Genomic DNA, 13,685 nt, shown 5'->3' on the forward strand with positions numbered 1-13,685 from the left:
GCGTCGATCGACAGCATTCGGGACACGTCGGGCTCCCATCAGCGCGTCAGGGCGTGGACCAGACGGCCGGCCGACGCGGGGCCCCCGGCCTCCGGAACGGCCTGGACCGTGTAGACGAGGTTCTGCCGCGCGCCCTCGCGCAGGAAGTAGCCGAGAGTGCCGTCCGCCAGCCGGATGGCGGGAAGGGCGGCGTCGCGCAGTTCCGCCCCGACCTGCACGCGCAGACCCGGCTCCGCACCGATGGCGAGCCCGCACAGATCCGGCGTGAGCCGGCTCGCGGCCAAGCGATCGCCCGACTCCGCCCGCACCGGACGCCGCTCGGGCGGATCGGCCCCGAAGGCCACGCGCCGGCAGGAGGAGCCCGCCGGGGCACGCAGCTCCGCGACGTGGACCCGCTGCGCGATCCGGGCTTCGGTCCCGGCCGGCGTCTCGTCGGGAACGGCCGGCGCGTCGCGCCGCGGGTCGCCCGCGGGGCCGGGCCTCGTGGCACCGAGAGCGAGCACACCGGCGAGGCCGGCCGCCGCGACGGCGCCGGCCGGCAGCGCCAGACGTCGCCATCGCGGCGGCGGCGAGGCGGCGGCTTGCTGCGGTCGCTGAGGGGCCGCCAGCCCGGCCAGGGCCGCGGGCACGCTGTCCGATGGCAGGAGCCTCACGTCTCGGCCGAGCTCCCTCAGGGCGGCCTCGGCCTCGGCGCGCTGCGGCCCCTCGGGCAGGAGGACGGCCAGCGCGGCGCCCGGAGCCTCGGCGATCAGCGAGGTGCAGCGCGCGATCTTGTCGAGCAGCGCGTAGTCGCCGGGCAGGACCGAGAGGTCGAGATCGACCGCGCCGGTCGCCCAGAGGATGAGGTCGGCCTCTGCCGGTGTCGCGGCCAGCGGGTGGCCGCTCTCGACGAGGCCGTGCGCCAGGCACACCGGGACTTCCCAGGAGCGTCCGGCATCGAAGGAGCCCGACAGCCGCAACTCGTGGGGCTCGGGCGGGCGGCCCATCCATCGGGCGAGCGGGCCGCCGGCACCGCAGAGCCGCGCGTAATCGGCCGACCAGGGTAGCGGCCGGTAGTCGCCGTCCGCGAAGGCAGCCGGGGCTGGAAGGCCGGGGCGCGGCCTGAGCGCGCGCAGCACCAGCGGTCCGCGGGTCGTGGGCACCACGACGAGGATGGCCGGACGCGTCATGCCCGAGCCGGCCATCCGGACCCGGACGGGCCCGGACGGGTCCGCCTCCTGTCCCACCGGTTCGTCAAAGCAGGAACACCGCGCAGGCCGGGTCGCGCAGCATGCGGCCGAGGAGGGCCGCATCCGGCACGGCAGGGTCGAGGGCGAGCACGACCGCGCCCTCGGTCGCCGCGCCGAGGTCGAGCCGTGCCGTCTCGTCGTCGAGCCACGCCTCGATCACCCGCGGCATCTGCCCGGCCTCGCTGCGCAGGACGAGGAGCGGCGGCGCGCCGTCCGCGGCCTCCAGGATTTCCAGCGCGAAGGCGCCGACCCGGCGTCGGACGATCGCGCCGTCCGAGGCGGCCGCGGCGAGCGGCGCGTGGGCCAGCGCCAGCGCGCCGAGCATCGTCCTGTAGCGGCGGCCGGTCGTGGGGTCGCTGCGGATCGCCCGTACCGTCGCGAGGTCGGCGGGGCCGTGCGGCGCCCGGGTCGCGTGGGCCCAGAGCCTCGCGTGGTCCGGCCGGGCGCTCGCCTCTGCATCGCGCAAGCCATCGCGCACGAGCGCGCGGGCCGCGTGGATCTCGGCGAGGAGCCGCGCCGCATCGCTCACGCGGCGGCCTCCCCGGCATAGGCCGCCGCGAACGCGACCGCGAAGATGCCGCGATCCGCCGGGAACAGCGCGTCCAGCGGCCGTTGGCGGGCGAGGCCGTCGAGCGACCGGTTCAGGTCGGCCGCCGCCTCGGCGAGGCGCAGCAAGGCTGGCTCCGCGGCGGCGAAGCCTGCCGAGAGACCCTCCCGATCGTCGAAGCCGGCGCGGCGGACGCGGTGCAGGTCCGCCTCGGCGGCCTCCAGCGCGGATCGGACCGCCTCGGGCAGCGCGTCGCGGTCGGCGATCCGGAGCGCCGCCGCGATGCGGAGCATCCGGGTGAGATGGGCAGCGAGCAGTCCCGCGCGCGCGCGCAACGCGCCGTAGCTCTCGGCCTCCAGACAGCTCGCGCGCTCCGCGATGTCGGCGCCGCCTCCGCCGCGGCGGAGGCGGTTGGCGATGCCGGACTGAACCCGGCCGAAGCTCACGGCCCTGAGCGTCGTCAGCGGGCGGGTGCGGTGGTAGGGCTCGAGGCGCAGGAAGTCGGTCAGATCCTCTCGCTCGGCGCCAGTGAGGATCTTCGGGCCCTCCGGCCAGTCCGCCAGGAGGGTCGCCAGCGCCGCGGCGGGCTCGGCGGCCGCGAGATCGCCCAGTGCCGCGTCCAGCCTCTCGTCCCAGCCCTCGTGAGCGTCGAGGGCCGCGGGCGGCGAGAGGGCCTCGAGACCGTCGAGAAGGTGGCCGGCCGCCTCGAAGGTCACGAAATGCTCCGCGACCGTACGGAAGCCCGGCCGCTCGCCCGTCGCCATCTCGGTGCACCAGAAATCCAGGATGTCGTCGTCCGTGACGGACCGGCGCCCGCCCAGGAAGGTCAGCAGCGCCCGGAAGCGCCGTTCCAGCGGCGCCAGCGGCAGGTGGGCGGTCCGGTAGGCGGCGAGATGCCGGGCCAGGCGCTTGGCCAGGATGGCCGCGCTGTCGGGGTCAGGCGCGGCGGCGAGTTCGTCGAGCCAGCTCGCCACGGTGGCGAACTGCGCCAGATCCTCGGCGGTGAGCACGAACTCGGCGAGCGCGAGGAGCCGGGCGAGCCCGACCCAGCTGGTGGACCAAGCGGTGCCGAGCACGGGTCCGCGGTCATCGACGGCCGGGCCGCCGCCGAACCGCGCCGCGAGGGCGGCCGGTCGCGCGAGGCCCGGATCGAGGGCGAGGGTGATGAGATCGCGCCCGTCGCGGGCGCCGGTCGCCCCGGCCAGAGCCGCGAGCGCGTGGGCGAGGTCCCACACGGGCTTGTCGCGGTTCGGTCGCACGGCACCGGTGACCACGCGGGCGAGCCAGGCACGGTCGGCGCGGGAGAGATCGCGGCCGTCGCCGACATTGGCGAGGTCGGCCGCGCAGCGCTCGTCGTATCCGCCCGTCATGCGCCTCCCGGTCGCGGGCTGCCACGCAACCCCTTGGGATCGTTCGATTCGCCTTATGGTTACCTCGCGACCGGCCATCCGTCGACCTCCGGCAGCCATCCGGGCGCCACCCGTCCGATCTGTGCGAACCAGACGCTGTTCTGAGTCCGTCGCTCCGCCTCAGCGGACCACGATGCGCGCGGTGGCCTCGGTGACCCCGGGGGTGGCCCGGATCCGGTCGAGGAGGTCCAGCACGTCCGGTGGCTGGAGAAGGCGCGCCTCGCCGGCCGCGCCCGGCGCCGCCGCCAGCCACCGCGCGGCGAGTTCCGGCGGCAGGCCGCCCGGCACGCCGAAGCAGGCGAACAGGTTCTCGAACGCTTCCCCCGCCACGATCTCGTCGAGGCCGTAGCCGCGCGGGTAGCGCCGCGACTCTCCCGGTGTGAGGGCCAGCTGTGAGGCGGCGTTGTCGCGCACCGGAAGGGCGACGAAGGCGGTCTCGTCGGGCGCGACCACCCAGCAGTACAGGTTCTGCGCGACCTGGGACTCGATGCGCATCTCCAGGCGCTGACCGGCCGCGAACGGCGTGGCGGCGGCCGCCACCGAGAGGCGGCCGGCATCCGTGCGCGCCGTGGCGGCGAGGTGGTCGAGAAAGGGCCGCGGGACGGGATCGCAGCCGAGGCCCTCCGTGGCGATGCGGCGTTGCCCCGTCGGGGCCAGCACGGCGCCGTCGCGCTGGAACTCGACCTCCAGCCAGGATTGCCGGTCGTGATCGGTGCGGAAGCGGCCGCGCGCCGTGATGGGGCCCGCGCACCCTGTGCCGGGCGGCCGGCGGCGCACGTCGAGGCGCGCGCCGCGGAGCACGCGGTTGGCCGACCGGGCCTCCGCGTCGAGAGCGATGACGAGGCGGTCCGTGAGGGCGCCCGCGCAGGTCGAATGGCCACCCTCCGCCACGAACGGGCAGACTTCGACGGCGGCGGCGCTCGGTACGGCCTGCGCCAGGGCCTTCACCGCGCCGTCGAAGACAGCGTCGACGTCGGCCACGCCGGCACCGATGTGGATTGGTACAACCAGAGGCTCGCTCGTCGCCTTGCAGGCGGCGCTCTGCGTCACGGCCTGGAGCCGGATGGAGGCGGTCTCGCCGGCCCGACGGGGCTCGACCAGGAACACGGCGGCGTCCCCCGCGAAGGCCGACCGGATCTGCGCCTCGGCCTCCGCGCCCGACAGGCCCGTCGTGCCCTCGCGCAGGGCCTTGATCCGCACCACGTCGGCCGCCGCCGCGAGCCTGACCCGACCCGTTGCCTGGAGCCGGGTCTCGACGGCGAGGCGCACCTCCTCGGACTGCTCGCGCGACAACGCCGTCTGGCCGGGCTCGACGCCCACGACCGCGAGCGTGAAGTCCGGACGGCCCGCACAGGCCGCGACCGCGTCGAGGAACGGTGTCAGCGCCTGCGTGGCGGGATCGGCGCGCGCCGCCGCCGGGGCGAGCAGTAGCGCGGCGAGGAGGAGGCGCCTCATTCGGTCTCGTTGGCCCGGGCGTACTGGTCGAGGGCGCGGACGAAGACGGGGTTGAAGCGCCCGTCGAGGGCGCCGGTGTAGTAGTCCGCGTCCTTGATCGCGCGCTGCACCGTGCGGATCGTCTCGGGCTTCAGCTTCTGGGCGGCGGTATCGGTGGCCGAGACCGAGGCGGCGCCGAGTTCCCCGTGCTTGAGGGCGCGCATCACCATGTCGGCGGAGCGCACACCGGGGAAGTAGCGCCCGAAGCCGTTGTCGATCAGCGTCGCCATCGTGGCCATGGCGACCGGGTCGCCCCGGTCCGCCGCCTGTCGGAAGAGGTCGAAGCCCTGGCGCAGATCCTTCGGGAAGCCGTACGCGCCCGTCGCGTAGTGCGGCACGAGCTTGCTGATCGACGCGACGTCGCCCCCGGACACGGCGCGGCGATACAGGGCGACCGCCTGCGCCTCGTCCTTCGGGATGCCGTTGCCGTATTCCAGCATCCGGGCGGCGTTGGCCAGCGCCACCACGTTCCCGCCTTCGCCCGCCTGCCGGTAGAGGCGGAACGCCTCGGCCTGCTGGCGCTTCACGCCCTGGCCGTTCTCGTAGAGGGCGGCGAGGTTGTTCAGCGCCGACACGCTCCCGGCCTTGGCAGCGCGGTCGTAGGCGGCGAAGGCCTCCTTGTAGCGGTCGGCCCGGTCGTAGGCACGGCCGAGCTGGTAGGAGAGGCGGCGCAGGTCCGGATAGGCGGCCGCAGCCCCGCGGCAGGCGTCGATCGCGGCTGCCGGCTCGATCCGGCCGAGCTTCACGCCGGTGACCCCACTCGGACGGTCGGGATCGTCCGTGCCGGCGGCGAGCTCGTCGCATCGTTTGACGCGCGGATCGGCACTCGGATTCTTGCCGCCGAGATAGCCCTCCGCGAGGCTGCGATAGGCGCAGACCTCGCCGCAGGAATCCAGATAGGCCTGATACTGCCGCTGGGTCCCGAACCTGGCCCAGTTCTCCTGGTCGATCGCCGCCGCGTCCCGGCGCCGTCCGGCCAGGAGCCTGTCCATGGCCTGAGGCCGGTACAGGCAGGTCTCGCCGCAGGCGCCGATATAGGCCTCGAACGCCTCCCGGGTGCCGAGCGTTTCGGCCCGCCGCCAGGCCGCCTCGTCCCGGATGGCAGCGACGCCCTGCGCGACGGCCGCCACCGGCAGCGAGACCTTGAGGACGATCGGGGCCTCGTCGATCTCGGGCACCTGCTCGCGGCCCGACGCGCGGCGGGCGGCGTCCTCCACCTCGCGGCGGAGGTAGCCCTTCAGCTCCGTCCACTGCACGAGCCCGTCGCCGTCGCCCTGCTGGTCTCGGGCGTCGGCGAGACCCGACACGCCCATCAGGAACCGGCTGGTCAGCAGGCCGAGCCTGTTCGCCTCGTCCCAGTTGGCGGGCGTCGCGCCCGAAGTCGCGACCAGCCGCACGATGCCGCCCTCCGCCTTGGGACGGGCGGGCGCGAAGCCGGGCGCTGACACCGCCAGGAGGCTCTCGCCCTTGCGCCCGGTCTCGCCGGTAAAGCAGGCATCGACCATCACGACGAGCTGGTGGTCCGGGCCGATCTTGCGCTTCACGAGCTCGAGGTTGCGGTACAGGGTTTCCAGCGAATACCCGCTCTCGCCCTGGTTCGGATTGCCGTCTTCCGGCAGCAGGAACGGCTGCTTGGTGGTCAGATCCGGGACCCCGTGGCCGGAATAGTAGACGAAGACGTTCGAGCGGCCCTCGCGCACGCTGCGCCAGAGACGGCCGGATTGCGGATTGCGCTCGGTGCCGAAGACTTGGTTGAACTCGTTGAGCGTCGCGTCCTTCAGCAGGAAGACGTTACCTTCGCGGTATCCGAGACGCTCGATCAGGTAGGCGCGGATCGCCTCGGCATCGTTGTGGGCGTAGTCGACCGGCACCGTCTGCTTGTAGCTGCGGTTGCCGATCACCACCGCGACGGCGTCGGCATTGTCGGCGAAGGCTGCGGGATCGGCGGCTGCCCGGGCCGGCGCGACCGGGGCTAGGGAATTTATCCCGAGCAGGATGATCGCGGTTCGGGCGGCCCGCCGCAGCGCGGATACCGGGTTGGCTCTCGGCAAGCGCGTCCTCCTGTCCGGGTCGCGGCCCGGATTCACCGTCCTCGAAGCGGGGCGCGCCCGGTCGGCACGCGCGACAGGGTTATCCGCTGGGGGATCGGGAAACAATCTCACGCGTCGGACGCGTCCGGCGAATGCAGTCCTCGCGACCGCGCGACCGACGTCCAGGACACGGTTGCGGGCGGTGGGGGCGCAGCTCAGCCCCAGCCCAGATACGCGACGATCAGGCTGAGGGCGGCGAGGTGGAGCGGCGAGAGGGCGGTCAGCATCGCCTCGCTCCTCACGGCAGGTAGAGGCCGCGGCCGCAGCGGCGCGCGCGCCGCGCCTCGAAGTAGCCGGTGTAGCGATTGTAGACCTCGACCGTGCGGTAGACGCAGTAGCGGCCTGAGTTGCGGCCGTTGAAGTAGACGCCACCGCTGTCGAGATCGACGCCGAGGAACTCCTGATTTCCGCGCTGCGGCGCCGCGTCCTGGGCGCGGGCGGGACCCGCGGCGCACAGGAGGCTGGCGGCGAGCACGAGCATCTTCGTCTTGGTCACGTCAGTTCTCCCTGATCGGGCGGTGGATCGTCCGCCTCGTCAGAGGCATGGGCCGGCCAGACGCGGTTTCGCGCGGCCTGCACGGTCAGCGGGGAGGTTTCTCACGCGACAGCCGCGCCGAGACCGTCATCGATCGTTCGGCGATCGTTCGGAGCCGGTGGCATTCGCCCGTGCCGGAACGGGCAGGGTCAACGACGGCGAATGTTCATCGCCCGGCCGGATCCTCAGCGAATTACTGAACCGGTAACACTATTTCCGCCGTTTCGTTGACCTATGACTCGATCTGGGTCAATGCAACGTGGATCGCTCCGCAGATTACGGCTCGGAGGCCGGCGGTTGTTTTTGGCACAGTTTCTTCGACGCGAACCATGATCATGAATACTATCGTCGCGGGGGCGCTGCCGGGCACGGGGGCGGCCATACCGGGAGCGGTGGCCCGGCATCCTGAACCGGCCATCTGACCCGCTGACGGGCTTCCGCCGGCGACTGCCCGGCCTCGATCCACCACACCTGCGCGATCGCGCGCGGGCTGCAGAGCTCCTCTCGGCGCCGATAAGGTTCTCACGCGGTGTCGATGCGGCGACGCGATCTCTCCGGGGCCGACATGCGCCAGGCGTTTCAGGATCCTCCTCAGGCAGCCCGCCCATCCGTCCGCCCGCGGGGGCGTTACACCCGAACGGCTTCCGCTCTCCTGAGCGTCGAGATCGCGGGCGCTGCGCTGCTCGGCCCGGCCACGCCGGCGCGAGCGGTCGATGGGCCGAGCTACGAGGATGACCGACGCGGCATCTTCCTGCCTTTCCTAAACGCCCCGCAACCCGGTGGCGCCATCACCCGCTCGCCGCGCCTCGGACTGTCGTTCGGCGGCGCGGCTCGTCCGGTGCTCGTGGATACGGGTTCGACAGGCATCGTGGTCTCGGCCAGTCGCATTCCGGGCAACGAAGCCCTGCCGAGCGAGCCCGGGCGCCTGACCTACTCGAGTTCCGGCCGGATCATGGTCGGACGCTGGGTGCGGGTGCCGGTGACCCTCGTCGGCCGCGACGGCGCGAGCGTGGTCACGCAACCCATACGGGTCCTCGCCGTCGACCGGATCGACTGCACCGTTCGCGCGCGCGGGTGCACGCCTCAGGAGGCGCCGGCCCACGTGGCGATGATGGGGATCGGATTCGGCCGGGAGGACGACAGCCAGACCGAGAGCACGCCGGACACCAACCCGCTCCTCAACGCGGACCTGCCGGGACCCGGCGGGGTGCACCGCGGCTACGTTCTGACCCGGCGGGGCGTGCATGTCGGCCTGACGCGCGCCAACACCCGCGGACGCTACCGCTTCGTGAAACTCGATCCGCACCCGCACGTGCCGGGAGACTGGCTCGGCGTTCCCGCCTGCATCGCCGTCGACGACCGTGAACCCGCCGCCTGCGGCCGGGCGCTCCTCGACACCGGCGTAACCGGCATGTTCCTGACGCTGCCGCCCGCGCAGGTCGCCGACAGCCTCCGGGCCGATGCGGCCGATCGCGCGGTCCTTCGCCCGGGAACGCGCCTGAGCTTCCGGTTCGGCGACGCGGCCGGCTACGCGATCACGGTCGGCGATCGCGCCGCGCCGCTCGCGCCCGAGCGCATCATCCTCAACACGACGCGCCCGCAGCCCTTCGTCAATACGGGGCTGCACGTCCTGAACGGCTTCGACGTCCTCTACGACGCCGACCGCGGGTATTACGGATTCCGGGCACGCGACTCGGGCGCGGCGTCGGAGGAACCATGATCGGCCCCCGGCCCCCGTGTCTCACGCCCGCCTCAGATCCGAGATCGCCATGCTGCGCAACGCGCTCATCGCCGCCCTGCTTCTGGTCCCGGCCGTGGGGCTCGCGGCGGAGGTCGATTGCAGCACCTCCGCGAACCAGATGGACGCCAACATCTGCACGGGCCAGGAATTGGATCGGGTCGATGCGGAGCTGAACCGGCGCTACGCGACCCTGCGCAGCAAGCTCGACGAGAACGGCCGACGCAATCTGGTCGCTGCCGAACGCGCCTGGATCGCCTTCCGCGACCTCGAGTGCAACCTGAGGACCGGGTTCGACACGCTGGCGCCCGGCAACAACGGAAGCATCGCGCCGATGCTCCTGGGCCAATGCAAGATCGCGTTGACGCGCCAGCGAATCCAGGACCTCGCGGCTCAGATCAGGTGTCCGGGCGGCGATCTGTCCTGCTCGCCGTGACCGCGCCCCGTCGCCCTCTTCCACCACCGCCCTGAGCGAGATCCCATGATCATCGTCACGACCGAGAACATCCCGAACTATCACGTGCGCGAGGTCCGGGGCCCGTGCTTCGGCGCCGTGGTGCACAGCCGCGGTGCGGTGGGCAATCTCACCGCCGGCCTGCGCAGTCTGATCGGCGGCGAGATCAACGAGTACAGCCAGTTGATCGAGCAGGCCCGGTCCCAGGCGATCGACCGCATGGCGCAGAACGCGGCGCAACTCGGCGCCAACGCCATCGTCATGATGCGCTTCGATACGGCAGACACCGATCAGTCGATGATGGGCGTCGTGGCCTACGGCACCGCCGTCATCGTCGACGCCCGCTGAGGCCGCAGGCCGGGGCCGTCCAGGGCTGCGGTCCGCGCCTGCCTGTCGTCACCAACCGCGCGCAGGATCCCCCTCTGCCGGGTAGCGGAGCGCGCGAACCGGATCCGATCGCCATGAACCACGTATGCTCACGCCTGTTGCGACCCTCGGCTCCCGTCCTTGCCGGGCTGCTTGCATGCCTCGCGGTGTCGACGGGTGCCAGAGCCGAGCCGCCCTCGGCCAAACTGTGCCTGACCGAGACCTCGACACCGGGCACCACGGATTGCATGAACCGCGCGTTGCACGAGGCGGATGCGAAGCTCAACGCGGCCTACGAGAAGGCGCTGTCGGTGATCGACCACGACGATCGCACGCAGGATCCCGACGCCAGGGCGCTGTGGAAGACGCGACTCGAGAAGGCGCAGCGTGCCTGGATCGCCTTCCGTGACGCGGATTGCGGCGACCTGACCTTCAGCGAGTGGGCCAACGGGAGCGGCGCGAACCCGGCTGTCCCGGCTTGCCTCTACGACAAGACCGTCCAGAGAACCGCGGACCTTCTCGGCCGGTACCCGCTGCATTGAGGGGCGCGACAGTCCGGCGCTTGCCTGCTGACGCGCGGACGCGGCTTCGATGGCGTTGCCGATCGGTGGCCGCGTTCGTCGGAACACGGGCCGATCCGGCCCGCGGCATCGGGCGGCCGAACGCTCAGCCCGCTTCGATCGGCCCGGGCGGTCGCGGCGTGGGCGGCTCGGCCGGCGGGTCTCCGTCGGGCGGTGCGGGCTCGGGCAGCGGATCGTCGATGGGGGGCAGCGGATCGTCCCCGGGCCGCGGCGTATCCGATGACATGGCGTGCTGTCCTGTCCGATCCTTCTGACCGTCGCGGACGTAACGCGCGGCGGTCCGGTCGGATGCAGCCGCGTCAGCCGAAGGTCAGCGCCGACCGTTCCCGCAGTGCCCTGCGGAGGGCACGGCTGAGGTCGGCGACCGAGTAGGGCTTGTGCAGGAGCTCGAACCCGTGCGTGCCTTCCGAGGCCAGAACGTGACTGTAGCCTGAGGCCAGCACGACGGGCAGGTACGGACGGCGGCGCCTGATCTCCCGGGCCAGATCGACGCCGTTCATGCCCGGCATCACCACGTCGGAGAAGACCACCTCGATCTCCTGGTCGTTCGCCTCGATCGTGGCGAGGGCTGCCTGCGCGTCCTTGACCCAGACAGCCTCGTATCCGAGCTCCACGAGGGCCTGCCGGGCGAAGGCGCCGACCTCCTCGTTGTCCTCCACCACGAGGACGGGCGTGCCGTGCCCCTCGGCCAGCGGCTCCGGTTCGTCCGGCGCGGCATCGCTGACTTCCGCTTGGTGCGATCGCGGCAGGAAGAGGGTGAAGGTTGTACCGACGCCGACGACACTGTCGACCGCGACGTCACCGCCCGACTGCTTGGCGAAGCCGAATACCTGGCTGAGCCCGAGCCCGGTGCCGTGTCCGACGCCCTTCGTCGTGAAGAAGGGCTCGAAGATGCGCTCGAGCAGATCCGCCTCGATGCCCGAGCCGGTGTCCGAGACCGACACGGCCACGAAGTCTCCCGGCACGGCCGGATGCGCCCGCAGCGCCGGGATGCGGTCCGCGCGTCGCACCTTGATCAGCAGACGGCCCTCGCCCTGCATGGCGTCGCGGGCGTTCACCACGAGGTTGACGAGGGCCGTGTCGAACTGGCTCGGGTCGGCATCGACGTGGCAGCGCAGGGTCCGGCCGCCCGAGTCGGTGCCGGCATCGGTGTCGGTCGCGACGTGGATGCGCGCGCCGGTCAGGGTACCGACCATGTCGGCGATGGCGGCCACGGACTGGACCACGTCGAAGATCGCTGGTCGAAGCGCCTGCCGGCGCGCGAATGCCAGCAACTGGCTGGTCAGCTTGGCGGCGCGGTCGACCGTGTCGGAGATGGCGTCGACGTAGCGGCCCCGGCGATCCTCGCTCAGGCCCGGACGCTTCAACAGGTCGGTCGACGACTTGATGACGGTCAGCAGATTGTTGAAGTCGTGCGCCACGCCGCCGGTCAATTGCCCGACCGCCTCCATCTTCTGCGACTGGCGCAGCTGCTCCTCGAGGGTCCGGCGCTCCGTGACGTCCCGCCCGGTCGCGTGGAACCGGTCCCCGCGCGCGATGGCGTTCCAGGAGATCCAGCGGTACGCGCCGTCGGCAGTCCTGAAGCGGACGTCGAGGTCGGACAACCTGTGGTCGATGCGCAGTGTTTCGAACGCGCTGGCAGCCGTCTCGCCGTCGTCCGGATGAATCAGGCTGTCGATGCGGATGCCGACCAAGCTGCCGGCCGGCCAACCGAGGAGCTCCGTCCAGGCCGGATTGACCGCCTGACAGGTTCCGTCGAGGGCGCAGACGACGAGAAGGTCGCGGCTCGTCCTCCAGACGAGGTCGTGCTCGATCCGCCGGTCGCGAATCCGCGCCTCCCGCCGCTCCTCGTCCGACTGCTTGACGGCAAGATCCTCGAGGAGGACGGCGACGCGGCTCTGGATCCCTGTGCCGATCCGCATCGCGTGAACCTCGAGGACGGGCCCGGTTCGCGACATGGAGCCCTTGAAACGGGCACTGCGCCCGGATCGCGCGACCTCGCCGAGGATGTCGAGCCAGTGTTGCGCGTCGTCCGGCAGGAACTCGCTCATCCAGCGGCTCTCCGCGGCGGCGAGGCCCGACCGGCGCTCGAAGGCGGCGTTGGTCTCGACGAGCTGGCAATCCCGGGTCCTGCCATCCGCGTCGAAGCGCAGCTCGACGATGCAGAAGCCGACCTCGTCGTCCGCCGGCGGACCCCGCAGGTAGGAGGCCTGCGCGACCGCCTGGGCCTCCCGCTCCCGGAAGCGCGTGAGGTCGAGCTGGCTGCCGAAGAAGAACAGCAATTCGCCGTGCGGACCGAACACGGGGCTGATGTACAGCTCGTTGACGAAGGTGCTGCCGTCGCGCCGGTAGTTCAGCAGCTCCACCACGACGTCGCGTCGCGCGGCGATGGCGGCCCGGACGCGGGCGATGTCGGCCGGGTCGGTCGCCGGCCCCTGAAGGAAGCGGCAATTGCGCCCGATCAGCTCCTCCGCCGTGTAGCCGGAGAGTTTCAGGAAGGCGCGGTTGGCGAAGACGATCGGATTGTCGGGCAGGTTCGGATCGGTGACGATCATCGCCATCCGGGTCTTGTCGGCGGCGGTGAACAGGAGGTCGGACCGGGCGGTCCCGACACCGGCCAGGCTCGTGGTCGGGACGGCCGGGAGCTGGGTCGCGCGCAGGCGCGCGTTCTCCTCCACCAGCGCGCGCTCGCGCCGACGCAGCCGCTCGACCTCCCCCCGAAGATCTTCCATGCTCATGGTGCGGTCTTATCCGGAGCCGCTGCCGGGTCCAACGGCTACAGGCACCCGGATGCGAGGCGGGGGTGTGACCTCTGGTCCCGACAGGAGCGTTCGTCGTCGCGCGGCGTTCGGAGGTCACGACCTGGGGGAGGGGCCGTGCGGCCACCCCGATCCCGGCGCAGGACCAGGAAGGGCGCGTTCGGTGTGGCCGAGGCCTGATACGTGAGAGCCGCCCGGTTTCGGAATCGGCGCCCCGCGAACGCGAACGGCCGGGGCGCTGCCCCGGCCGTTGCGGCGTTCTAAGGGTCGCGGCTTACCGCAGGAGCTGGAGGACGCCCTGCTGGGCGGAGTTGGCCAGCGACAGGGCCGAGATGCCCATCGACTGACGGGTCGACAGCGCTTGCGAGTTCGCCGCCTCCTGGTTCAGGTCGGCGTTCGTCAGGTTGGCCGAGCCCGTCTGCAGCACGTTGATCAGCTGCTTGGAGAAGTCCTGACGGTTCTGAACGACCGACAGGTTCGAGC

General features: G+C 72.1%; 12 protein-coding genes. 4 read left to right on the plus strand and 8 right to left on the minus strand.

The window, feature by feature from the left end:
* Positions 1-38: 38 nt before the first annotated feature.
* The 6 genes from ACTJK8_RS22980 to ACTJK8_RS23005 all read right to left on the minus strand — a co-directional run bounded on the left by ACTJK8_RS22980 (position 39) and on the right by ACTJK8_RS23005 (position 7,265).
* A complete protein-coding gene (locus ACTJK8_RS22980) occupies positions 39-1,169 on the minus strand; it encodes a hypothetical protein (RefSeq protein WP_440762554.1) in 1,131 nt (376 codons plus the stop codon).
* A 64-nt stretch (positions 1,170-1,233) separates the two neighbouring features.
* Entirely contained in the window at positions 1,234-1,758 is a 525-nt protein-coding gene (locus ACTJK8_RS22985) for a hypothetical protein (protein WP_440762555.1), read from the minus strand.
* The gene (locus ACTJK8_RS22990) at positions 1,755-3,146 is read right to left on the minus strand and encodes a hypothetical protein (RefSeq protein ID WP_440762556.1); all 1,392 of its coding nucleotides are present in this window, start codon (positions 3,144-3,146) and stop codon (positions 1,755-1,757) included. Before ACTJK8_RS22990 ends, ACTJK8_RS22985 begins: the two co-directional genes overlap by 4 nt.
* Positions 3,147-3,305: 159 nt before the next feature.
* Positions 3,306-4,640 (minus strand): hypothetical protein, encoded by a 1,335-nt coding sequence (locus tag ACTJK8_RS22995; RefSeq protein WP_116655971.1) that lies wholly within the window; start codon positions 4,638-4,640, stop codon positions 3,306-3,308.
* Entirely contained in the window at positions 4,637-6,730 is a 2,094-nt protein-coding gene (locus ACTJK8_RS23000; RefSeq protein WP_440762557.1) for a caspase family protein, read from the minus strand. The genes ACTJK8_RS22995 and ACTJK8_RS23000 overlap by 4 nt, the downstream gene beginning before the upstream one ends.
* Positions 6,731-7,007: 277 nt before the next feature.
* Positions 7,008-7,265, minus strand: a complete 258-nt coding sequence (locus ACTJK8_RS23005) for a hypothetical protein (protein WP_012319975.1) — start codon at positions 7,263-7,265, stop codon at positions 7,008-7,010.
* A 907-nt stretch (positions 7,266-8,172) separates the two neighbouring features.
* Here ACTJK8_RS23005 and ACTJK8_RS23010 point away from each other — a divergent pair.
* The 4 genes from ACTJK8_RS23010 (at position 8,173) to ACTJK8_RS23025 (ending at position 10,404) form a co-directional block, all read left to right on the plus strand.
* Complete coding sequence (locus ACTJK8_RS23010) at positions 8,173-9,024, plus strand: hypothetical protein (protein ID WP_440762558.1); 852 nt, start codon at positions 8,173-8,175, stop codon at positions 9,022-9,024.
* A gap of 49 nt (positions 9,025-9,073) precedes the next feature.
* Entirely contained in the window at positions 9,074-9,478 is a 405-nt protein-coding gene (locus ACTJK8_RS23015) for a lysozyme inhibitor LprI family protein (RefSeq protein WP_051252354.1), read from the plus strand.
* Between the two features lie 45 nt (positions 9,479-9,523).
* Positions 9,524-9,844 (plus strand): YbjQ family protein, encoded by a 321-nt coding sequence (locus tag ACTJK8_RS23020; RefSeq protein ID WP_012319974.1) that lies wholly within the window; start codon positions 9,524-9,526, stop codon positions 9,842-9,844.
* 113 nt (positions 9,845-9,957) lie between these two features.
* On the plus strand, positions 9,958-10,404 hold the full coding sequence (locus ACTJK8_RS23025; RefSeq protein WP_440762559.1) for a lysozyme inhibitor LprI family protein: 447 nt from the start codon (positions 9,958-9,960) through the stop codon (positions 10,402-10,404).
* Between the two features lie 338 nt (positions 10,405-10,742).
* Here ACTJK8_RS23025 and ACTJK8_RS23030 read toward each other — a convergent pair whose 3' ends face one another.
* On the minus strand, positions 10,743-13,181 hold the full coding sequence (locus tag ACTJK8_RS23030; RefSeq protein WP_440762560.1) for a PAS domain S-box protein: 2,439 nt from the start codon (positions 13,179-13,181) through the stop codon (positions 10,743-10,745).
* Positions 13,182-13,476: 295 nt separating this feature from the next.
* Positions 13,477-13,685 (minus strand): flagellin (locus ACTJK8_RS23035; RefSeq protein ID WP_440762561.1); only part of this gene is annotated, 209 nt, incomplete at its 5' end.

Origin of the sequence: Methylobacterium sp. 22177 (genome assembly GCF_052045615.1) — a bacterium.
GTDB lineage: Bacteria > Pseudomonadota > Alphaproteobacteria > Rhizobiales > Beijerinckiaceae > Methylobacterium > Methylobacterium radiotolerans.

Coding starts and splice junctions, on each gene's coding strand:
- ACTJK8_RS22980 (WP_440762554.1), bottom strand. CDS start 1,169: ATGACGCGTCCGGCCATCCTCGTCGTGGTGCCCACGACCCGCGGACCG.
- ACTJK8_RS22990 (WP_440762556.1), bottom strand. CDS start 3,146: ATGACGGGCGGATACGACGAGCGCTGCGCGGCCGACCTCGCCAATGTC.
- ACTJK8_RS22995 (WP_116655971.1), bottom strand. CDS start 4,640: ATGAGGCGCCTCCTCCTCGCCGCGCTACTGCTCGCCCCGGCGGCGGCG.
- ACTJK8_RS23015 (WP_051252354.1), top strand. CDS start 9,074: ATGCTGCGCAACGCGCTCATCGCCGCCCTGCTTCTGGTCCCGGCCGTG.
- ACTJK8_RS23020 (WP_012319974.1), top strand. CDS start 9,524: ATGATCATCGTCACGACCGAGAACATCCCGAACTATCACGTGCGCGAG.
- ACTJK8_RS23025 (WP_440762559.1), top strand. CDS start 9,958: ATGAACCACGTATGCTCACGCCTGTTGCGACCCTCGGCTCCCGTCCTT.
- ACTJK8_RS23030 (WP_440762560.1), bottom strand. CDS start 13,181: ATGAGCATGGAAGATCTTCGGGGGGAGGTCGAGCGGCTGCGTCGGCGC.